Source organism: Klebsiella sp. CN_Kp104 (assembly GCF_040064515.1).
GTDB lineage: Bacteria > Pseudomonadota > Gammaproteobacteria > Enterobacterales > Enterobacteriaceae > Klebsiella > Klebsiella aerogenes.
Genome location: NZ_JBEAII010000005.1, coordinates 164,922 through 186,191, shown reverse-complemented (window position 1 = coordinate 186,191; position 21,270 = coordinate 164,922). Strand labels below are relative to the sequence as shown.

23 protein-coding genes are annotated in these 21,270 nt (G+C 56.0%); 7 read left to right on the top strand and 16 right to left on the bottom strand.

Going from position 1 to position 21,270, the window contains the following annotated elements; all coding sequences use genetic code 11:
* Nucleotides 1–9: 9 nt before the first annotated feature.
* The 9 genes from ABLU80_RS08930 to ABLU80_RS08890 form a co-directional block, all read right to left on the bottom strand.
* Entirely contained in the window at nt 10–978 is a 969-nt protein-coding gene (locus ABLU80_RS08930; protein ID WP_348849906.1) for a PDR/VanB family oxidoreductase, read from the bottom strand.
* A 24-nt stretch (nt 979–1,002) separates the two neighbouring features.
* On the bottom strand, nt 1,003–1,743 hold the full coding sequence (locus tag ABLU80_RS08925) for an SDR family NAD(P)-dependent oxidoreductase (protein WP_348849905.1): 741 nt from the start codon (nt 1,741–1,743) through the stop codon (nt 1,003–1,005).
* A gap of 7 nt (nt 1,744–1,750) precedes the next feature.
* On the bottom strand, nt 1,751–2,230 hold the full coding sequence (locus ABLU80_RS08920; protein ID WP_015703347.1) for an aromatic-ring-hydroxylating dioxygenase subunit beta: 480 nt from the start codon (nt 2,228–2,230) through the stop codon (nt 1,751–1,753).
* Nucleotides 2,230–3,534, bottom strand: a complete 1,305-nt coding sequence (locus tag ABLU80_RS08915; protein WP_015369889.1) for an aromatic ring-hydroxylating dioxygenase subunit alpha — start codon at nt 3,532–3,534, stop codon at nt 2,230–2,232. Before ABLU80_RS08915 ends, ABLU80_RS08920 begins: the two co-directional genes overlap by 1 nt.
* Nucleotides 3,535–3,556: 22 nt before the next feature.
* A complete protein-coding gene (locus ABLU80_RS08910) occupies nt 3,557–4,069 on the bottom strand; it encodes a nuclear transport factor 2 family protein (protein ID WP_045387129.1) in 513 nt (170 codons plus the stop codon).
* 17 nt (nt 4,070–4,086) lie between these two features.
* Nucleotides 4,087–5,253 carry an acyl-CoA dehydrogenase family protein gene (locus ABLU80_RS08905; protein ID WP_015369891.1) on the bottom strand — a complete coding sequence of 389 codons (1,167 nt, stop codon included), beginning with the start codon at nt 5,251–5,253 and terminating at the stop codon, nt 4,087–4,089.
* A gap of 39 nt (nt 5,254–5,292) precedes the next feature.
* A complete protein-coding gene (locus tag ABLU80_RS08900; RefSeq protein WP_116326303.1) occupies nt 5,293–6,438 on the bottom strand; it encodes an amidase family protein in 1,146 nt (381 codons plus the stop codon).
* Between the two features lie 346 nt (nt 6,439–6,784).
* A complete protein-coding gene (locus ABLU80_RS08895; RefSeq protein ID WP_015369893.1) occupies nt 6,785–7,255 on the bottom strand; it encodes a MarR family transcriptional regulator in 471 nt (156 codons plus the stop codon).
* Between the two features lie 162 nt (nt 7,256–7,417).
* Nucleotides 7,418–7,924, bottom strand: coding sequence for a MarR family transcriptional regulator (locus tag ABLU80_RS08890; RefSeq protein ID WP_015369894.1), 507 nt, complete (start codon nt 7,922–7,924; stop codon nt 7,418–7,420).
* 80 nt (nt 7,925–8,004) lie between these two features.
* Between ABLU80_RS08890 and ABLU80_RS08885 the strand changes: the two genes are divergently transcribed.
* Complete coding sequence (locus ABLU80_RS08885; protein ID WP_049052336.1) at nt 8,005–8,871, top strand: EamA family transporter; 867 nt, start codon at nt 8,005–8,007, stop codon at nt 8,869–8,871.
* A gap of 112 nt (nt 8,872–8,983) precedes the next feature.
* On the opposite strand, the gene ABLU80_RS08880 is transcribed toward ABLU80_RS08885, so the two are convergent.
* On the bottom strand, nt 8,984–9,196 hold the full coding sequence (locus ABLU80_RS08880) for a YdgH/BhsA/McbA-like domain containing protein (RefSeq protein ID WP_015369896.1): 213 nt from the start codon (nt 9,194–9,196) through the stop codon (nt 8,984–8,986).
* A 369-nt stretch (nt 9,197–9,565) separates the two neighbouring features.
* Here ABLU80_RS08880 and ABLU80_RS08875 point away from each other — a divergent pair, with 369 nt between their 5' ends.
* The gene (locus ABLU80_RS08875; protein WP_015369897.1) at nt 9,566–9,883 is read left to right on the top strand and encodes an antibiotic biosynthesis monooxygenase; all 318 of its coding nucleotides are present in this window, start codon (nt 9,566–9,568) and stop codon (nt 9,881–9,883) included.
* Nucleotides 9,884–9,904: 21 nt separating this feature from the next.
* A complete protein-coding gene (locus tag ABLU80_RS08870) occupies nt 9,905–10,606 on the top strand; it encodes a winged helix-turn-helix domain-containing protein (RefSeq protein ID WP_015369898.1) in 702 nt (233 codons plus the stop codon).
* A 21-nt stretch (nt 10,607–10,627) separates the two neighbouring features.
* Here the strand turns inward: ABLU80_RS08870 and ABLU80_RS08865 are convergent, their stop codons facing one another.
* The 5 genes from ABLU80_RS08865 to ABLU80_RS08845 form a co-directional block, all read right to left on the bottom strand.
* Nucleotides 10,628–11,218, bottom strand: a complete 591-nt coding sequence (locus tag ABLU80_RS08865) for a helix-turn-helix transcriptional regulator (RefSeq protein WP_015703343.1) — start codon at nt 11,216–11,218, stop codon at nt 10,628–10,630.
* On the bottom strand, nt 11,218–11,922 hold the full coding sequence (locus tag ABLU80_RS08860) for a hypothetical protein (RefSeq protein ID WP_015369900.1): 705 nt from the start codon (nt 11,920–11,922) through the stop codon (nt 11,218–11,220). The genes ABLU80_RS08865 and ABLU80_RS08860 overlap by 1 nt, the downstream gene beginning before the upstream one ends.
* Nucleotides 11,923–12,322: 400 nt before the next feature.
* Nucleotides 12,323–13,189: an aldo/keto reductase family oxidoreductase gene (locus ABLU80_RS08855; protein ID WP_042897671.1), complete on the bottom strand. Its 867-nt coding sequence runs from the start codon at nt 13,187–13,189 to the stop codon at nt 12,323–12,325.
* 115 nt (nt 13,190–13,304) lie between these two features.
* The gene (locus tag ABLU80_RS08850; protein WP_015369902.1) at nt 13,305–14,534 is read right to left on the bottom strand and encodes an amino acid permease; all 1,230 of its coding nucleotides are present in this window, start codon (nt 14,532–14,534) and stop codon (nt 13,305–13,307) included.
* 139 nt (nt 14,535–14,673) lie between these two features.
* The gene (locus tag ABLU80_RS08845) at nt 14,674–15,135 is read right to left on the bottom strand and encodes a multidrug/biocide efflux PACE transporter (RefSeq protein ID WP_110916206.1); all 462 of its coding nucleotides are present in this window, start codon (nt 15,133–15,135) and stop codon (nt 14,674–14,676) included.
* A 102-nt stretch (nt 15,136–15,237) separates the two neighbouring features.
* Between ABLU80_RS08845 and ABLU80_RS08840 the strand changes: the two genes are divergently transcribed.
* From ABLU80_RS08840 to ABLU80_RS08825, 4 genes are all read left to right on the top strand, one after another.
* Nucleotides 15,238–16,113 carry a LysR family transcriptional regulator gene (locus tag ABLU80_RS08840; protein ID WP_015369904.1) on the top strand — a complete coding sequence of 292 codons (876 nt, stop codon included), beginning with the start codon at nt 15,238–15,240 and terminating at the stop codon, nt 16,111–16,113.
* A gap of 111 nt (nt 16,114–16,224) precedes the next feature.
* Nucleotides 16,225–17,403: an acetyl-CoA C-acetyltransferase gene (locus ABLU80_RS08835; protein ID WP_015369905.1), complete on the top strand. Its 1,179-nt coding sequence runs from the start codon at nt 16,225–16,227 to the stop codon at nt 17,401–17,403.
* A gap of 366 nt (nt 17,404–17,769) precedes the next feature.
* Entirely contained in the window at nt 17,770–18,531 is a 762-nt protein-coding gene (kduD, locus tag ABLU80_RS08830) for a 2-dehydro-3-deoxy-D-gluconate 5-dehydrogenase KduD (RefSeq protein WP_015703339.1), read from the top strand.
* Nucleotides 18,532–18,825: 294 nt separating this feature from the next.
* Nucleotides 18,826–20,244, top strand: a complete 1,419-nt coding sequence (locus ABLU80_RS08825; protein ID WP_015369908.1) for a sugar porter family MFS transporter — start codon at nt 18,826–18,828, stop codon at nt 20,242–20,244.
* On the opposite strand, the gene ABLU80_RS08820 is transcribed toward ABLU80_RS08825, so the two are convergent.
* Nucleotides 20,245–21,240, bottom strand: a complete 996-nt coding sequence (locus ABLU80_RS08820; RefSeq protein WP_015369909.1) for a LacI family DNA-binding transcriptional regulator — start codon at nt 21,238–21,240, stop codon at nt 20,245–20,247.
* Nucleotides 21,241–21,270: the final 30 nt, after the last annotated feature.

Genomic DNA, 21,270 nt, shown 5'->3' with positions numbered 1-21,270 from the left:
TAATACCCGTTATTTCAGTTTGACGTATTCGAAGCCTTCAATAACCAGCCGCGGGGTTTTGGCCCGCGAACAGCACAGCAGGATCTGGTCGTTATCTTCGCGTTCTTCTTCGGTTAAATACTCGTCGCGGTGGTCAGGTTCGCCGCTGCAAACGTTGGCGAGGCAGGTGCCGCAGACGCCCTGTTGGCAGGAGACTTTGACTTTGATGCCGGCCTTTTGCAGCGCGGCGACGATGGTCTCGTTTTCACCGACGGTGACGCTCAGATTGAGTTCTGGAACCGCAACCTCAAAGCTGCCGCCGCTGGTTTCTACCTCGCGGTTGAAATACTCCTGATGCAGCCGATCCGCGCTGAAACCGCACCCCTGAGCCGTTTCGTTAATCCACGCCATAAAACCTTCCGGGCCGCAAACGTACAGGTGGCCGGCGGCGGCGTGAGGCATCAGGAGTTCCTGAGGGCGGATCCTGCCGTTTTCATCGCTGATATGCAGCTGAACCTGAGCGCTAAAGTGGCAATCCGCCAGTTCGGCCAGAAACGCCATTCCCTCACGGCTGTGGCCGCAGTAATGCACTTCAAAGGATTTCCCGGCGCGAAATAGCGTATCGGCCATCGCCAGCATCGGCGTGATGCCAATGCCGCCGCCGATCAGAATGCTATGAGGCGCCGACATCTCCAGCGCGAACAGGTTGCGCGGGTGGCTAATTTGCACCTCGTCGCCGGGCTGTAAAGCGTGCGCCGCCAGCGAACCGCCGCGCGAGGCGCGATCCTTGAGGATCCCTAACCGATAGCGCTGCGGGTGATGGGCGCTGCCGCACAGCGAATACTGGCGCACGATGCCATCGCCAAGATGCAAATCGATATGCGCCCCGGCGCTAAACGAGGGCAGAGGAGCGCCGTCCGGCGAGGCCAGCGTCAGGACTACCACCTCGGCTCCCTGAATTTCGCGTTCTATGACGCGTACCGTCAATGTTTCAGCCATAGTTTTTCTCCACCCGCGAAGGGCTTAACGCATATAAATGCCGCCGTTGATATCCCAGGTCGCGCCGGTGATAAAGGTGGCGGAGGGCGCCGCCAGCAGTTCTACCGCGCGGGCGACCAGCAGCGGATCGCCAAGCCGCTTCATCGGGATCATCTCCAGCAGCGCCGGCATTTTCTCTTCCGGCACCGCGGCGCGAACGGAAGGTAGATCCAGCGGCCCCGGCGCAATTGCGTTGACGCTCACCCCGGCGTTGCTCAGGGCGCGGGCGAAGACTTTGGTCAGCGTAATAATGCCGCCCTTGGAGGCTGCATAGTGGGCGCCGGAGGCGGTACCGCCGTTTTGCCCGGCCAGCGACGCGAGGTTAATAATGCTGCCCTGCTGGCGCTGGCTGAAATAGCGGCCGATAGCCTGGCAGCCGACGAAGGTACCGCGCAGGTTGGTACTGGTGACGCGATCGAATTCTTCTACGTCGATCTCCATGATCGGCGTGGTCAGGGTTAAGGCGGCGTTGTTGACCAGTACGTCGAGTTCGCCGAAACGTGCGCGGAGCTGCGCCAGCGCGTCGCTGAACTGTTGCGGCTGGCGAATATCCAGCGCCAGCGGCAGCAGCCGCTGCTGGCTGGGATCGATCTCCTGGGCGCTGCGGGTGACCGTATCGAGATTGAGGTCGGCCATCGCCACCTGATAGCCCTGTTGCCAGAGATGGCGGCTGATAACCAGCCCGAGGCCGTTGGCCGCGCCGGTAATAAGTACGCTACGTGTCATAAAGTCCTCACAGGATGTAGCCAATGCTATGCAGGTAATCGTCGCCGTTAATCAGGCGTACGACCTTTTGCAGGATGCGGAAACTGTCGCCCTCCGGCGCCAGCGTCCAGGTGACGTCAGCGGCGTAGTGCTGTTCATTGCCCTTGCGGTACTCGTAAAGGAATTGGGCGCAGCGTACTTCGACGACCTCATCGCTGGCGCTGAGCAGGCGATAACGGCCGCTCATGCGGATAGTGCGCGCGCGCGGGGTGGTGGAGATCGATTCGCCGCTGTATAAACGCTGCACGCGTTTTTCCCGCATCTCGTGGTTGTCGTAGGCGTAGTTGAGCACGTTGGCGAAATCGGTGGTCTGCTGATCGATGGGAATGATGTAAATTCCCTCAGCGCGCCACAGCGCCAGCCATTCACGGAATTCGCCTTGATCGAGCAGGTCCGCTTCCAGGTTAATAAACTGAATGGCGGCGTTGAGGATAGGTGATGTGTTCATTATTGCCCCCGGTTATCAGCGGTCATGTACTTTTTCCATTGTTGATAGGCGGCGCGCATGCCGGTTTCGGCGCTGACGTCGCTGCGCAGGCCGTCGGCGGTGCGGACTTCGCCGGGCAGGCCGCGGTTGAGCATGATCCACAGATCGTCGCCCGCGCCGCCGCCGCGCTGCACCCGCTCCCAGGCCTCTGAATCATCGGGGGTGCCGAAGCCCATCGGCCCCTGGAAGTGTTCGTGCAGCCGCAGGCGCGCCTGGTTGGCGATCGCCGGGCCATCTTTCATGGTCAGCACCATGTGATGAATTTCCGTCTCTTTTACCGATATCGGCTGCAGCACGCGGAAGAAGGCCATTGAACAGGCGACATTGGGGAACAGGTTAAGGTTAAAACCGCTGCCGCCGACCGCGCGTACGATGCGCCGCACCTGCTGCTCGTCGTGGCCTTCTTCGCGCAGGGCCTGGGCCAGCTCGCTAAAGCGCTCCGGGATTGGCGCATCGAGATTGGCTTCCAGATCGATAAGCTCGGGGATCATCACCATCACGCTGTGGCCATTGCCGAGATCTTCCACGAAACCTTTGCCGTCGACGAAGTTGAGCATCTCTTCGGTCTGTTTATCGACCGAGCTTAAAAACGACTTATGAACGATCGGGAAGTGATAGCCGTCGGTGGTATTTTCCAGCTGGATTTTCCAGTTGCCGGGAAAGCGAAAACGGTGCGCGGTGGTGGCCTGCAGCGCGTAGCCAGCCCCCTGTTTCATGAACAGATCCATCCATTTCATCGCCGGGCCGAGGAAGTCGGTCAGTGGCTCTATGTCGTGGTTGAAGCTGGCGAAAATCATTCCGGCGTAGCTTTCAACGCGCAGGCGCACCATGCCGAGCTCAGATTTGTTCAGCGTATCGCCGTAGCTCTCCGGATGCGGCACCCCGCGCAGCGCGCCGTCGAGGCCATAGCCCCAGCCGTGATACGGGCAGGTAAAACCGTTCGTTTTCCCGCTGCGATGTTCGCAGACGGTGGCGGCGCGGTGGCGGCAGCGGTTGAGCAGCACGTTGATATTGCCTTTGCGATCGCGCACGACGATCACCGGCTGGGTACCCACCATCGAGGATTTATAGCTGCCGGCGTCAGGGATTTCGCTCTCGTGGGCGACCCATACCCAGGTACGGTTAAAAATGTTGTCGATTTCGAGGTCGAAAATTTCCTCGGAAGTATAGAGACAGGTATGGACCCGGTCGCTTTGCACCAGTGCCGCCAGCGTTTCGGCGGTATGGCTGGTATCGATATTTTTTACCGGAATACATTCAGACATTGTCACTCTCCACATATCTCTTTTAATGATCATCAGGCACCGGTAAATCGGCGAGCGAATGCCAGTCATCTACCGGGCGGCTAAATAAATTACGGGTGGTAAAATGATGAATTAACCACTGTTGATCTTGTTTAATAAATTCAATGACGAGCTCCGCGCTATTTAAATGCGAGCCGCCGCGGCGAAACGTTGAAGCTTGCAGCATTTTCCAGCGGCCGACCGCGCGGTTATTTTCGTCGACGCGAATATGCTCGGCCGTTAAATAATGTACGTTGATGGCGAAGTGTGACGGCTCGCTAATATAAGCGTTCATCATCCCGACGATCGCCGCTCTGCCGCAGTGGCGCCCGAGCTTGTGTTGATATAATTTGCCGATACCTTCCCAAATAGCCGTTTCGCTAAATAGCGCGCCAATTTGCCGGGCGGTATCCGGATGCGTCAGGTCATCACAGAGATGCATATACTGGCTGATGGCGTTTCGGATTTGCACTACGGCTTCCAGCTTTTCCAGGCGTTGCAGCATTTCTTCATTCATTGCCGGCTCCGTATAACTCATAAATAGCCTGGCTGCGGCGAGTGGCCGAAGAACATATTGCCGGCGTTGATGTATGTCAGCTCGCCCATAAAGGCGTGCTGGGTGATGACCATGGAGTCGCGGGCATAGCGCTGAAGCGGGCTGCGCATCGATATGCCCGGCATCCCGGCCAGTTTCAGCGCGCGGGTGGTAACCGAAGCAGAGACGCGGGTAATGTGGGTGGAAGAGAGGCGCATGGCGTTAATCCGCTCTTCTCCCGGTTCATCGCCGCGCAGAATCGCTTGCCAGACATCGTCGATGGCGTCGTAGAACCAGCAGCGCGCCGAACGCAGATCCGCTTCGCAGTGAGCGATTTCCATCTGCGCGAATTGGCGATCCGCCAGGCACGGCGCGCCGGTGACCGAGCTCTGGCGTTCGGCAATGGCGTAAATTTCTGATAACGCCGCGCGGGCGATACCCAGCGCGACCACCGACAGCACCTGAGTGGCCAGCGACAGTACCGGATAGCGATACAGAGGGCCTTCGAGGTTAAGTTCGCCGCCGCGAATAAAGGTCCACTCCTGCGGCACGAAGGCATTATTCAGCACTACGTCATGGCTGCCGGTACCGGAGAGGCCGACCGTATTCCAGACCGGATCGATGGTGAACTCCCCGGCGGGTAGTACCGCGATGCGCGGCAGCGGACGATCGCTGCCGTCATCGGTCAGAATACCCACGCCGATAAGTTCGGCGCCGCTGCAGCCGCTGGCGAAGCTCCAGCGCCCGCTGACGCGGTAGCCGCCATCCTGAGTCGTCGCTTTTTGCGGCGGGAAGATCCCGCCGGCAAAGACAATATCCGGCCCGTGGCGGTAAAGCTCATCGAGACTGCTCGGCGGTAGGCCGCCAAGATAAAACGGATTCATGCCGAAACTCGCCACCCAGCCGGCGGATCCGTCCGCTGTTGAGAGCGTTTCAATTAACTGACAAAACTCCGCAGGTGATATTTCATCGCCGCCGTAGCGTTTTGGCACAAGCGCGCGATAAACACCGATCTTTTTAAAGCGGGAAATAATATCCGCTGGGATATATTTCTGCTGCTCGAACTCCTCGCTGCGCTTTTTAATATCTGCGAGTAATTCGGCAAACTCTATTGTCGTGGCGTGCAGGGTCTTTTCCGCACGCGAAGTTGCAGAGGGGTTTAACATGCGATTTAGCCTCTTCCAGTTAATGAAAGTACGGTTTTATTATTTTAATTTTTCCAGCAAATACTCAGCGTAATTAAGTAAATCAAACTCTTTATTTTTATTGGCGACTAATTGCAGAGCCACCGGGCGATGATTAATTTCGCCAAGCGGAAGGCTCAGGGCCGGGTGGCCGCTTAAATTAAATGGGCGCACCAGGCGAGTCAGGTTGACCACCTTGAGCGGATCCGCCGCTTCTTCCAGCGTTGGCGGGCATTCCGGCAGGGTCGGCAGCAGAATCAGCGGGGTTTTCGCCAGTTGGGCATCCACCGCGGCGCTAAATTGCTGACGCACGCTTTCCGCAGCCTGCCGTTGCTGAGGGCCAATCTCCGCGCCGGCGCGGATCCGCCGGGCGACATCCGGCGCCAGGTTCGGCGCGTTGATGATGCTGTGAAACGCCAGCCAGTTTTCCTGGCTTATCACCGTAAGCCCGGCCTGATGCGCTTCGTTGAACCCCGGTAGTTCAGCGCGAGTCCATGCCAGCCCCGCCTGCTGCAGACGTGAGACGATCAGTTGCTCAATTTCCGGCGTTGCCGTGCCCGCCAGATAACTTATCGCGGGGGCGTCCCGGCGCGCAGGAGGCGCTGATTCCCCCAGCGCTTTTGCCAGCGCCTGACGCAATGTGGCGATATCGCGGGCGAACAGGCCGACGCAGTCGAGCGAACTTTCCGTCGGCATGACGCCAGCGCGGCTCAGACGGCCAAAGCTCGGCTTCAGGCCAGCCACGCCGCAGCAGGCCGCGGGCATTCGCACCGAGCCGCCGGTATCGGTGCCGACGGCGAAGTCGACTTCACCGGCCGCGACCACGGCGGCGGAGCCGCTGGACGAACCGCCGGGGATTAACTGCGGATAATGCGGATTGCGCGGCGTACCGCTATGCGGGTTGATGCCGGTGACGCCAAAGGCCAGCTCGTGCAGGGTGGTTTTGCCGCGCAGCTGGCAGCCGTTATCCAGCAGCGCCTCGACTACGGCGGCATGGCGAACGGCAGGCGGCGCATCCTGCAATACCGGGCTGCCGGCGCGGGTCGGAAAACCGGCAATATCGAGACTGTCTTTAACCGCAAACGTCAGCTCGCCTTCGCCAAGGGTGAAGCGCGAGATAAACCCGGATTCTGCTTTTTCTGCCTCTGTACGATGTTCAGTAACCATGTTTCACATCTCCGTGAGGGGATAATTACCGCGCGAAATGACTAAAAAACGACCCGCTGGCGTTTGAGGTAATCTTGTCAGTAAAACTTGAAATTTCAAGTAATTTGTCACCTGTTTTTTACATCGTAATTGACGATAAGATGATGCTATGAAAGAGAGGTTGTTTTTTAACTCATTGATTTAAATCATTAAACATTGGTGTTTAAATTTTAATCTCTTGAAGGTCGTCACAAAAATAAATGAAAAATATAAGTTAAAAAAATGATAAAAAAGTGTGCGAAAAACGCAGGGGAGGGCAAAACAAAATGAATAACCATTTATAGTAAATGGTTATTTTCGCAGAGGATCAGTCATCGAGGTTGTGCAGAATGAGCGCCAGCACCTGATTCATCTTTTTTTCCTGCGCCGGGGTGACGCCCTTGAAGGCTTTAGCAAACACGGTTTCCGCTAATGCCCGGGCTTCGGCAACCTTGGCTTCACCGGCGGCGGTGAGTTCCGCTTCGGTGACCCGGCCATCGCTGACGCTAACGTGGGTCGTGAGCAGGCCATCATCGCGCAGACGGCCAACAATTTTGGTCACCGTCGGCATCTTACTAACGGCATATTCGGTGATCCGCGAAATACTGGCGCGGTGGTATTGGTGCACCAACATCAGTACGCGGAAGCGGGAAAGGTCGATGTCGATTTTTTTGAGCTCGATTTCCATTAATTGGGTATAACGGGCGTAAACGTTAACCACCCAGAAGAAGGGGAACTCTTCTTTATGAAAGCGGCTTTCGTGGCTCTCTGGCGGGGTCGAAGAGTGAGTCTTATCCACAAGCATCTCCTTGCCTGACGACGATAGAATGTGCAGATGGTATGCGCATTTAGCGGTTATTGCAAAACGCAGTACTGCGAAAACCATGCGCTATGATGCCGGGAGGATGGCCTCTTTGTTAGCCGCGCGTTGTTCATCGTAGCAACCGCCTGTCGCCGGAGGTCACTCATTCTCCAGCAGACGCATAAATACCCGTAGCGCCTCGTCTAACTGCTGGAGTTGGGGGGCGGAAAGCCCCGCCAGCAGTTGCTGCTCATTCGCCACGTGGGTGGCAACCGCCTCATCGATCAGCGCTCGTCCCTCTGGCGTTAACGCGACCAGCATGCTGCGGGCATCCTGAGGATTTGCTAAGCGGGTAATCAACCCTCGTTTTTCCAGCGCCTTGAGGCGATGGGTCATCGTGCCGGAGGTAATCATCAGTGTCGAAAAGAGCTGGGTCGGCGACAGCACGAATGGCTCGCCGGCGCGGCGCAGCGTCGCCAGCATGTCGAACTCCCAACGTACCAGCCCATGTTTAACAAACGCCGCCTCCACCCGCGGCTCCAGCAGCATGGCGCAGCGCTTGAGGCGGCCAATCGGCCCCATTGGGCTGCAATCCAGATCCGGGCGCTCGCGCTGCCATTGGGCGAGAATGCGGTCAACGGCATCCGTTGGCGGTAATTTGTCCATGCGTGCTCACTTGTCTTGATATCAAGATATTTATCGATACATACTTGCTGCACAATTTAACTTGATATGAAGATAAAATCATGGCCTTTTTTACTCGTCATCTGGCGGTCGATCTGCTGCTGACCGCGCTGGCTCCCGCCATCTGGGGAACCACTTATATCGTCACTTCGCAATTCTTGCCGCCGGACCGTCCTTTTATCGCCGCGCTGTTGCGCGTGTTGCCCGCCGGGATTGCGTTGTTACTGTGGAGCCGCCAGTTTCCGCAGCGCGGTGAGTGGTGGAAGCTGATCATTACCGGAATATTAAATATCGGCGCCTTTCAGGCGCTGCTGTTTATCGCCGCCTACCGCTTGCCCGGCGGGCTGGCGGCGGTGATCGGCGCGATTCAGCCGCTGCTGGTGATGCTGCTGGCCTGGTGCGTGGATCGCCAGCGTTCGCCGTGGCTGGCGGTGGTTTCCGCCTGCGCCGGGATCATCGGTATGGCGATGTTGCTGCTTTCTCCGCGCACGGTGCTGGATTCGTTAGGTATCGGCGCCGCTTTTCTTGGCGCCGTCAGTATGGCGCTGGGCACCTGGCTGTCGCGGCGCTGGGCGCTATCGTTGCCGGTTGTAGCGATGACCGGCTGGCAATTGTTGATAGGCGGGATCGTGTTACTGCCCATCGCGCTGCTGGTGGACCCGCCGTTGCACAATATCACCCCATTACAGGCGGCAGGTTATGTCTGGCTGTGTGTGGCCGGGGCGATGTTGGCCTATGGTTTATGGTTCCGCGGTATCAGACGATTGTCGCCGGTGGCGGTATCGGCAATGAGCCTGCTAAGTCCGGTGACGGCGGTGCTGCTGGGATGGATCTTTCTCGGGCAGAAAATTGAGGGGATGGCGCTGGCGGGCCTTATTGTGGTACTGGCGAGTGTGCTCTCTATTCAGCGCGCGCTGGCGAAACGTTGACGTGAAAAAGCCCCATAAAGGGGCTCGACATTGCCGTGTTTTTTTACGTGGCGGGAGCCAGACCAGCCGTCCTGAGACGACCTGTCCGGCAGCTCCCTCTGCGACCATTCGGTTATTTAGACAGTTCCGCCGTCATGTGTACCTGATTACCGGTATAGGCTTCGGTAATGTGGTAAGAGGCGCCCTGATCTTTAGCGATAGCAGCGATTTTTGCTTCTGCGTTGTCCAGGGTATCAGAGGTCACGCTCACCGGGTGAGCCGCGAAGCTTGCGAAAGAAACCAGAGACAGCATACCAGCAGCAGCAAGTAATTTTACGTTTTTCATGGTGTTTATCCTTTTAACTTTTATGGTGGAAAGCGTTGTGCTTTCGATGGGTTTATAATAAGCCTGCTAACTATAACGTACGTTGCAAAAAGTGCGATTTAGATCACATTTTTATGACGGTTTGATGACTGTAAATGGGGTTTTTATTGAAAAAAACTGTGAAAACAGAATGTTATATCTCATCTTCGAGAGTGCTAATTTCCGTTGACCCGCGTTTATGCCTCAACAGAATTTCTCCTGGCATTGATTGTGTGAATGGTTTGGTGGTTTTTTGGCTTGTTGTGACCGCGATACTTCGCCCGCTGGCGAAGCATTGCTAACCATCGGCGCGCTACAGTGCGGCTTCATTCATTGCTGGAGGAAAAAACCATGATTGCGGTACTCTTTGAAGCACAGGTCACGCCAGCGCAGCAAGAACGATACCTCGCGCTGGCGGCGCAGTTGAAACCGCTGCTGGAAACCATCGACGGCTTTATCGCCATCGAGCGTTTTCAAAGCCTCAGTGCGCCGGGAAAGATTTTGTCGCTGTCGTGGTGGCGGGACGAACAGGCGGTTGCAGCCTGGAAGCGCAATATTTGTCATCAGGCGGCGCAGCGGGAAGGGCGGGAGTCTATCTTTGCTGATTATCAGATTCGCGTGGCGCAGGTGTTGCGTGAATACCAAATGCAGAGTTCGCATTCTGCGTAACCAATATTAAGCGGAGGCAGTATGTTGCACCCTGCGGTTGTCATTGATGATGACGAAGCGCTGGCCGTCGCGATGGCGGCGGTTGCCTCGGCGATGGCTGACCCTTCACGAGTGAAAATACTCTGCGCGTTAATGGATGGCCGGGCATGGACGGCGACTGAGCTCTCCGGCGCGGCGGATATTTCGCCGTCGACCGCCAGCGCTCACCTTAGCCGTCTGGTCAACAGTCGCTTACTGATCTGCCTGGCGCAAGGGCGGCATCGCTACTATCGGCTGGCGGGCGGCGATGTCGCCGGATTGCTGGAAAATATGATGACCATGGCGGGCAAAAGCGCAGTGCCGCTGACCACGCGAACGCCGGGAACGCTGCGTATGGCGCGTACCTGCTACGATCATCTGGCGGGTGAAGTGGCCGTCGCCATCTATGATTTTCTGCAGCAGCAAGCGTGGCTCACGGCAAATGGCACCGCGCTTACCGCGGCGGGGGAGGCGCATTTCGCCCGCTTAGGTATTACGTGCGATAGCGGATCCCGCCGCAAAGTATGCTGCGCCTGCCTCGACTGGAGCGAGCGCCGTTTTCATCTGGGCGGTGCCGCGGGCGCTGCCCTGCTGCAGTGGGGCGTGCAAAAAGGTTGGTTTATGCCGGTCCCGGGCTATCGCGAAGTGACAATCAGCGAGCCTGGGAAGCGAGCGCTGCGTCAGCACTTTGGCCTGGCGCTGTAGACCCGGCGGCAGGATAGCCGTTCAGCAGTGATTCATATTGACGATTTGCTTATGCATCACCTGCGAGCTATTCATTCCCAGCTTTTTCATAATGTGAATGCGGTGGCTGTGTACCGTCTTATGATCGATATTCAGCAGCGAGGCAATTCGCTTGTTGTTATTGCAGGCGATAATAAGTTCCAGTACCTGCAGCTCTCTGGCGGTCAGCTTTCGCTGCGTGCGCAAATACCGGGTCTGTGGAGTTTCATCCTGCGTTCTGGTAATTGCCGAAAATGCGTCTAAAGAAGATTTTTCCGTCAGGATTAACAGGTTTTCCAGATCGATTAATTCCCGGCACAGATTGGCGATATCGCTTTTTACCATCAATACCAACAGTGTACAGCGCGAGAAATGAAAGCGCAGTTTGTTGAGTAATACGACCGTATCGGCGGCGGATATATCCTTGTGGATCATATTGAAGATCACCGTCTCAGCCAGGGGCGCGACGCCCCCTTGCACGATGTCCTGATAACTGGCCTGGGTGATATCCTGGTGAATATCGCTCAGATAATCATGAATAGATTGGCCAATGATATTGTCGTCAGTGTACAGCAAGATATTGTTCAAGGGCATTAAACTCTCTTCTTACGCTTGGCTTCCAGAATCAAATCGATCAGCGTTTTTTCTATTTTCTTCCTGTCATCGCTGCGGCGGAACTTAAACTGGCAGGAAATCTGATAGTAGTTTTCCGGACTCTTTTCTTCGCTATCCAGCGTGACCATCGCCACGTTCTTGATAATCAGATCAACGGTGATTTCGCCATATTCAGCCAGAGACAGAATGGCGTTTTTCAGCGTTGAGTTGTTGGCAAGGAATTTCAGATTTGGACTTTGCGCAATCAGCGCGCAGCCACCATCTGAAATATCTTTGATATCAAAAGCATAGTTTTCGCCATTTTTATGGCGCCCATGACAAAAGAAATCATTCTCATCGCGTAAACGAAATCGCGGATCTCGTCGTCTTTGTACAACCTGGATGCATTCCGGTAACGCAAATGCCACCTTATTGCTATTCTCCGCGCCGCCAGCGGAATTCTTCTGCCGCTGGGAGGTGAACTCGATCTTTCCTGAATCACTATGCAGAATAAATTTGAATTTATTCCCCGCAGGGATTTTGCTATCGCTCTGGATATGGAATTCGGCAAAATCTACACGCGCAATCTGAGTACTGATGCTTTTGTTATTAAAGAAAATTTCTATCTCTGTTTGCTTTCTCTGTTCCTCTCTGAAAATAGCAATGATTTCATACTTACTGGTTTTTATCGTTCCCTCTATCATGGGTAATCCTTGTTGAATCGTTACTGTGCATAGTTAATTTTTTTTACAGCAATAGCGACATACTGATTATGTTAACCAGATGTTTTTGTGAACGTTCGATGATATTGACTATCTTTGTAGCCAAATTGATTTGTATAAACGTCGAAGCCGATATTGTTTTTTCCTGTAATCAAGAGTGTTAACAAAAACCATGGAACAATACAAACGACAACAGCCTCCCAATTAGGAGGCCTAAGAAATAACGTAACTCAATGCAATTTATAAGGTTATTTCCTCGACGAGGAATCAGCATAACCCGATTTGTAGGATATATAGTGCCAGCAGAGATGGCCTAATTCCAGCTTAATATTAAGGGGATAGCCCTTCACGGCAAACGCCGTAAAGGGGGGAGTTGACGCCATCAACCGCTGATGCTATCCAGCTTCGCCAGTGCTCCGGCGGGGAGGGTAAGCGTTGCAGCGGCGAGATTTTCCCGTAAATGCGCCACCGATGAGGTGCCCGGAATCAGCAAAATATTCGGCGAGCGCTGCAGTAACCACGCCAGCGCCACCTGCATCGGCGTGGCGTCGAGCATGGCGGCAACCTCGTTAAGCTCTTGCGCCTGTAGCGGCGTAAAACCGCCCAGCGGGAAGAACGGCACGTAGGCGATGTTTTGCTGCGCCAGCGCGTCGATTAACGCGTCGTCACCGCGGTTAGCGATGTTGTACTGGTTTTGCACGCAGACGATGGGCGTCAGCTTCTGCGCATTGGCAACCTGTCTGGCGGTGACGTTACTCAGACCGATGTGACGTATCAGACCGCGGGCTTTTAGTTCCAGTAAGGTCGTTAGCGGTTCCTCCAGCGAACCCTCCACCGGGCCGTGGGTGCCGAGCATGCTGCGCAGATTGACCACCTCCAGCCTCTCCAGGCCGAGGTTACGCAGGTTATCTTCGACGGCCTGGGTGAGTTCCGCCGGCGACATCGCTGGTAGCCAATTGCCTTTCTCATCGCGGCGGGCGCTGACCTTGGTGACGATACACAAGTCGTCGCTATAGGGATGCAGCGCCTGACGAATTAGCTGATTGGTGATATGCGGGCCGTAGAAATCTGAGGTATCGATATGATTCACCCCGGCGGCGACGGCTTCTTGCAGAACGCGAATGGCGGCGTCGGGATCTTTTGGCGGCCCGAACACGCCGGGGCCGGCGAGCTGCATGGCGCCGTATCCAAGCCGGTAAACCTGACGGTCGCCTAAGGTCATGACCCCGGATAATGTTACGCTGGACATAATGACTCCCTCCGATGATAGGCAAGGAGTAAGTGTAATCCCGTCAGGGAGAAGCGATGGGCGAGAATGTTGGCAGAACGTGCGGCGACGCTGAAGGCGTCGCCGCGAGAGCGATTTAACTGAAGAACATCACCGAGACGCAGAGCAGGCCGACGATTAAGGTAATGAGATTACCCAGCGAACGGTAGGGCTTGAGCGCCGGAATGATATACGTCGACAACGTCGGCATGATGAACAGAATCATGGCGATAAGCGGGCCGCTGATGGCGTAAATCATCGAGATGGCGTTCGGATTGATAAAGCAGACGATAAAGGTCAGCGCCGAGACCAGCATAATCGACATGGCGCGGTTAAAGGCGCGGCTCTTACGAATGCCGAGCTGGCCGAGCGAGGTTTTAACGATTTCGCTGGCGCCTTCGATCACCCCAAAATAGGTGCCGAGGAACGATTTCGACATCGCGACCACCGCGACGATAATGCCGGTCACTGCAAGCCAGCCCGGCGCGCCCGGCGCCATGGAGAGCGCAGAGAGAATCGTCACCCCTTCATTACGCGCGGCTTCGATGTACGGCAGCGGAATGGACAGCAGGCAACTGAAGACAAAAAACAGCACGCTGGCGCAGATGATGGTGTAGGCCACCTTCATGATTTTTTTGCATTTACCCATGGCCAGCTCACCATATTTCTCCTGCTGATCGATAGCGAAGGTCGAAATAATCGGCGTATGGCTAAAAGCGAAAACCATCACGGGAATCGAGATCCAGATTTGGTGCCAGGTCTTTGCGTTCAGCTGCATCTGGCTGGTGAGATGTTCCGGTTGCCAGCTGCCAATCAGGTAGATGGAGAGGAACAGGAAACAGCCAATCAGCGGGAAGACGAGGAATCCCATCACTTTGATGGTCATATGACGCCCCATCAGGAAGATCAGATTCAGTACCAGCACCACGGCGAGGCTCAGCAGAGCGCGTACGCCAGGAGTCATCGCCACGTGTCTCGCCAGTTGTTCAGCCAGCGAATTAGTGATTGCCACGGCGTAGATCAGGATCACTACGAAGAAGGCGAGAAAGTACAGGCTGGTGATCAGATTGCCGACTTTTTTGCCGTAGTAATGATTGACCGCGCCGGTGATCCCTTCACCGGCCGCCACTTTGGCCGACAGGATGAATTGACACAGCGCTTTGTGCGGCCAGTAGGTTAACGGCCAGGCAACCAAAGCGGTAAGGAACAGCACGATGGCGCCGGCCGAACCGAGTTGAATCGGCAGGAATAGGGTGCCGGCGCCTACGGCAGTGCCATATAGAGCAAAACTCCATAGAGTTTCTTCTTTAGACCAAATTTTAGACATTATGCGAATTTATCAACCGTATAACCCAAAAAAAGGAGTGCAATTTACCACATTTATGAATCGTTTGCGGTGATAGTTTTCGGCGATAAATAAACCTGCGGATCGCCAAAGGGTTAGGCGATCCGCGCGATCGAGAACGTTAACTATTCGGCAGACTCTGCGGCTGGCGATACTTCAGGACGCGCACGCGCAGCGTATCCCACGCCCAGTTAAAGAACATGGTGTAGGGCAGGAAGAACAGCATAAAGCCGATTTCCAGCATAAATGCCTGCACCAGCGACACGCCAAGCACCAGCGCGACGACGGTGACGCCGATGATGATAAAGCCGCACTCAAAGCCGATGGCGTGCAGCGCGCGCACCCGCAGCGTACGCGCCAGGCGTGAAACCGGCCACAGACGGTCGAAGGTGGCGTTATAGATCAGGTTCCAGACCATCGCCATGGTGGCGAGCAAAATGGCCAAGCCGCCCATTTCGACCACCGATCGCTGCATTAGCCAGGCGGCGGTGGGGGCCAGAATTAACGTGGCGAGACCTTCAAAGCTCACCGCGTGGAGTACGCGTTCCAGCAGTGTCTTACGCTGCAGGTGATTGGTTTTCATTTTGGGATACCTCTTGTCAGTTCTGTCATCCAGATTTACCCGGCATTTTATGGAAAAATGTGATAAACAAAAGATAGATTCCATCGATAAAGTAGATAGGTTATGCACTATTCTCCCGAAGCTCTCACCGCCTTTGTAGAAGCCGCCGCCAGCGGTTCGTTCTCTGCCGCCGCCCGGCGGATGCGTAAAAGCCAGTCCACCATCAGTACCGCGATTTCGAATCTTGAAACCGACCTGGGGTTGACTCTGTTCGATCGTTCCACTCGCCAGCCGACGCTAACCGCGCAGGGCGAGCAGGTGCTGGGCTATGTGAAAGCAATACTGGCCGCCAGTTCGCGGCTGGATGAGCTCGCCAGTTCGTTATCCGGCAATACCGAACCGCGGCTGACCTTCGTCTTGTCGGATACCCTGCACCCGGACGTACTGGAGGATTTGCTGGAACAGTTCGATCGGCGTTTTCCGCATACCGAGTTTGAATGTCTGATTGGCGAAGATGAAGACGTGGTAGATCTGCTGCAAAAAGAGCGCGCTCAGGTGGGGCTTATCGAAGCCAGGGACAGCTATCCGATGGAGATCGGCAGCATGCGCCTGCCGTTGCAAACGGCGATGGGGATTTATGTTGCGCCGGGGCATCCGCTGGCCGGTCAGGGGCGGGTTTTCTGGGATGATCTGCACGGCTGGCGTGAACTGCGGCTTAGCACTTATCTTGAGAGCGCGCCGGATCCCTCGCGCGGTCAGGTATGGTCGGCGCCCAACTATTTGCTGCTGCTGAGTATGGCGGTGCAGGGCTTTGGCTGGTGCATTTTGCCCTGCGCGCTGGTGGAAGAGTTCGCCGGTAGCGGCAAGCTCAAAGCGTTGAATATCGCCGGCTGGCCGCGCTCGATCTCGGTGGATCTGCTATGGAACAAGCGTACGCCGCTGGGGGAAGCGGGCAGCTGGCTGCGCCAACATCTTGAAGGGCAAGGCCGCGAGTCGTGACGGCGAACTTTGTGAACCGCCTCACTTTTTTTAAACAATTGCGAAATTTTTTGATAACAATTCTCTACTATAACGGCATCTATTGATGGTTCTTTGCGCAGAAGGTAAAGGATGAAAGATGTCGTGATCGTCGGCGCGTTGCGTACGCCTATCGGCTGTTTTCAGGGAACGCTGGCGCGTCACTCGGCGGTGGAATTGGGCAGCGTGGTGGTGAAGGCGTTAGTCGAGCGGAGCGGAATCGATCCGCAGTGCATTGATGAAGTGATCCTCGGTCAGGTGCTGACCGCGGGCACCGGGCAGAATCCGGCGCGTCAGTCGGCGATCCGCGGCGGGCTGCCGAATACCGTTTCGGCGATCACCATCAACGACGTTTGCGGCTCCGGGCTGAAAGCGCTGCACCTGGCGACTCAGGCCATCCAATGCGGCGAAGCGGATGTAGTGATCGCCGGCGGCCAGGAAAACATGAGCCGCGCGCCGCATGTGCTTACCGACAGCCGAACCGGCGCGCAGCTGGGCAATAGCCAGCTTATCGACAGCCTGGTGCATGATGGGCTGTGGGACGCTTTCAATGATTACCATATGGGCGTGACGGCGGAAAATCTGGCGCGGGAGTATGGGATCAGCCGCGAACTACAGGACGCCTGGGCGCTTAGCTCGCAGCAAAAAGCGCGGCGGGCGATAGACTCCGGGCGGTTTCGCGATGAAATCGTGCCGGTCGCCACCGAGCATAACGGCAGTCAACGGCTGGTGGATACCGACGAGCAGCCGCGGATGGATGCCAGCGCTGAAGGGTTAGCCAGCCTGATGCCCACCTTCGACCAGCTTGGGTCGGTGACCGCGGGTAATGCATCGAGTATTAACGATGGCGCGGCGGCGGTAATGATGATGAGCGAATCAAAGGCCCAGGAGCTGGGGCTGCCGATTCTGGCGCGCATTCGCGCCTTCGCCAGCGTCGGCGTCGATCCGGCGCTAATGGGTATCGCGCCGGTACATGCCACCCGGCGCTGCCTTGAGCGCGCGGGCTGGCAGCTGGATGAGGTTGACTTAATCGAAGCTAATGAAGCTTTTGCCGCCCAGGCGATCTCCGTTGGCAGAGTGCTGGAGTGGGATGAACGGCGGGTTAACGTTAACGGCGGGGCTATCGCCCTGGGGCATCCGATTGGCGCGTCCGGCTGCCGTATTCTGGTGTCGCTGGTACATGAAATGATCAAGCGCGATGCGCGTAAAGGGCTCGCGACGCTGTGTATCGGCGGCGGTCAGGGCGTTGCGCTGGCGGTGGAGCGCGCATAATACGATCTCGCGCCGTCTTCGGCGCGATGTCCAACTTCCTCGCCGATCTTCTTTTCTTCGTTTTTCTCTCCGATTTTCTCTCTTCGCGGTTATTTTCCAAAGATAACCTAACTCACTGTATTTATAGCTTTTGTACAGGTTGCTAGTTCCTGGCGATGTGATCCGTTTTGCGTTTTTATCATTTTTAATCATAAAAAATGAAACGTTGTTTTAATTGTCGTTGAAAATGATTTTTCAGCGGTCTACTATGTGACCATCAGCAAAACGGAACTCTGTTTTATTTTTATGATGGGGATGCCCCAGGAGTTCTTCTTAGCCTCAGAACCTTGCCTGTGGTGAGCAGGCCGTGAAAGAAAGGAACCAGATATGATTCTTGATGCATTCTCTCTTCAGGGGAAAGTCGCGGTAGTGACCGGCTGCGACACCGGTTTAGGCCAGGGCATGGCGGTTGGGCTGGCGGAAGCGGGCTGCGATATCGTCGGTATTAATATCGTTGAGCCGACGGAAACCATCGAGCGCGTTACCGCGCTGGGGCGTCGTTTTTTGAGCCTCACCGCTGACCTGCGGCAGATAGATGGTATTCCGCAGTTGCTTGAGCGCGCGGTGGCGGAATTTGGCCACATCGATATTCTGGTCAATAACGCGGGGCTAATCCGCCGTCAGGATGCTATCGAATTCAGCGAGAAGGACTGGGATGACGTGATGAACCTGAACATCAAAAGCGTCTTTTTCATGTCTCAGGCCGCGGCGAAGCACTTCATCGCTCAGGGTAACGGCGGCAAGATCATCAATATTGCCTCCATGCTGTCGTTCCAGGGCGGGATCCGCGTGCCGTCCTACACCGCCTCGAAAAGCGGCGTCATGGGCGTAACTCGCCTGCTGGCCAACGAATGGGCAAAGCATAATATCAATGTTAACGCCATTGCCCCCGGCTACATGGCAACCAACAATACCCAGCAGTTACGCGCCGATGAACAGCGCAGCGCGGAAATTCTCGACCGTATCCCGGCCGGCCGCTGGGGCCTACCGAGCGATTTAATGGGGCCGGTGGTGTTTCTCGCCTCCAGCGCATCCGATTACATCAACGGCTATACCGTGGCGGTAGATGGCGGTTGGCTGGCGCGCTAACAGACATAGTCAAACAACCCGCCAACCGGCGGGTTGTTTTCTGAACAATGATCGTCCATATCATGAGGTTTAAATAATCCATACTCGTTAGTAATGGAAAATAAAATACTCGCCATTCATCAGGGTTGTTTTGACGATCGGACAGCATTTTTTGCATAAGATAAAGTTTAATGTCCATCACAAAAACAATGCTGCCAGCCGTTTTATCCATATCTTCGCCATCTCCCGCCTGACACCTTAGCCCTGCGATCCCGTACTTTCACTGCACGCATACTCTGTTGAGGCAGGAAAAAAATGACTTCATTGACCACCGATCCGGGTTTACTCCCCAATGCGCAGCGCAACACCCGGCGCATGAACCAGTTTGTCTCCATTGCCGCCGCGGTGGCGGGTTTGTTATTCGGCCTTGATATCGGCGTGATTGCCGGGGCGCTACCTTTCATCACCGATCATTTCGTTTTATCCAGCCGTCTGCAGGAGTGGGTGGTCAGCAGTATGATGCTTGGCGCGGCGATCGGCGCGCTGTTCAACGGCTGGCTCTCTTTCCGTCTTGGCCGTAAATACAGTTTGATGGTTGGCGCGGTGCTATTTGTGGCGGGCTCTATCGGCTCGGCATTCGCCACCAGCGTCGAGATGCTGCTGGCTGCGCGTATTGTCCTTGGCGTCGCCGTCGGTATCGCCTCTTATACCGCACCGCTCTATCTTTCTGAAATGGCAAGCGAAAACGTTCGCGGCAAGATGATCAGCATGTATCAGTTGATGGTCACGCTTGGCATCGTGCTGGCCTTCTTATCCGATACCGCCTTCAGCTACAGCGGCAACTGGCGGGCGATGCTTGGCGTGCTGGCGCTGCCGGCGGTATTGCTGATTATCCTGGTGGTGTTCCTGCCTAACAGTCCGCGCTGGCTGGCGGAAAAAGGCCGCCATATCGAGGCCGAAGAAGTGCTGCGCATGCTGCGCGATACCTCGGAAAAGGCGCGCGATGAGCTGAATGAAATCCGCGAAAGCCTGAAGCTCAAGCAGGGCGGCTGGGCGCTGTTCAAAGTGAACCGCAACGTGCGTCGGGCGGTATTCCTTGGCATGTTATTGCAGGCGATGCAGCAGTTTACCGGCATGAATATCATCATGTATTACGCGCCGCGGATCTTCAAAATGGCCGGCTTTACCACCACCGAGCAGCAGATGATCGCCACGCTGGTGGTCGGCCTGACCTTCATGTTCGCCACCTTTATCGCGGTGTTTACCGTTGATAAGGCCGGGCGTAAACCGGCATTGAAAATCGGCTTTAGCGTGATGGCGTTGGGCACCCTGGTGCTGGGCTACTGCCTGATGCAGTTTGATAACGGTACCGCCGGCAGCGGCCTCTCCTGGCTATCGGTGGGAATGACCATGATGTGTATTGCCGGATACGCGATGAGCGCCGCGCCGGTGGTGTGGATCCTCTGCTCTGAGATCCAGCCGCTAAAATGCCGCGACTTCGGCATCACCTGTTCGACCACCACCAACTGGGTGTCGAACATGATTATTGGCGCGACCTTCCTGACGCTGCTGGACGCGATTGGCGCGGCAGGCACGTTCTGGCTCTATACCGCGCTGAACGTGGCGTTTATCGGCGTGACCTTCTGGCTGATCCCGGAAACCAAAAACGTGACGCTTGAACATATCGAACGCAAGCTGATGTCCGGGGAAAAGCTGCGTAACATCGGCAACTGATCACACGGATTCGCGCGGCAGCCACGGGCTGGGAACCTTAATGGTATCCCGATGGCTGTCGCCGTTAATAATATGCAGGGCGCTCAGGCGGCCAATTTCATAATGCGGTAACTGCACCGTTGATAGCGGCGGCAGGAACAGATCGCCAATCCCCACCATGTTGTCATAACCCACCACCGCCACATCTTCAGGGATTCGCAAGCCCTGCGCCAGCAACGTCTGGTAGACCATAAAAGCGATGCGATCGTTACCGCACACTACGGAATCAAACCGCGGTTTACCCTGATCAATATGGGCCAGCAGCTGGCCGGGAATATCGCGATAGTGTTCGTCACCGTAGGTCATATAGCAGTGATCGAGTGTATCCGGATCGACCTGCGCCTCGCGGCAGGCGCGTTCCATCCCCTGTCGGCGGCGTATCGTCGCCAGATGCCTGGCCGGAAGATGCAAACAGAGCGGGCGGCGATAGCCGGCGGCCAGCAGCGCTTTCACCGCGTCGTACTGGCCTTGCTCATCGTCCGGAATATAGCTGGCGACGTTCTCGTTCAGGCTTTCGCAGTTGGCCAGCACGCAGGGCAGCGTCAACAATTTCGCCGGTAGCGGAACCTGGCGTAGCCCCATGGTGGTGTAAATGATGCCGTCCGGGCGGTGGGAAAGCAGCAGGTCAAGGATGGCATCTGGATTGTCATCCGAGAACATGTTAACCACAAAGCTGTTCCAGCCGTGGGCCCGCGCCGTCTCTTCGATAGAGAGCGTTATCTCTACCGAGAATGGGGTGGTCACCGTGTCCAGCGCCAGCACGCCGATGGTGCTCGGCGTTGCCCGGGCGCCGCGAATTTTCTTCGCCGACAGGTCGGGGACGTAATTGGTCTGTTCGATAGCCGCCTGTACGCGGGCGAGCGTTTCCGCCTTCAGGCGCTCCGGGCTGTTCAGCGCGCGGGATACCGTCATCAGTGAGACGTTGGCTAGCTTCGCTACATCTTTCAGGGATGCCATGGTGATTACTCCGGTATACAACTAAGTCGC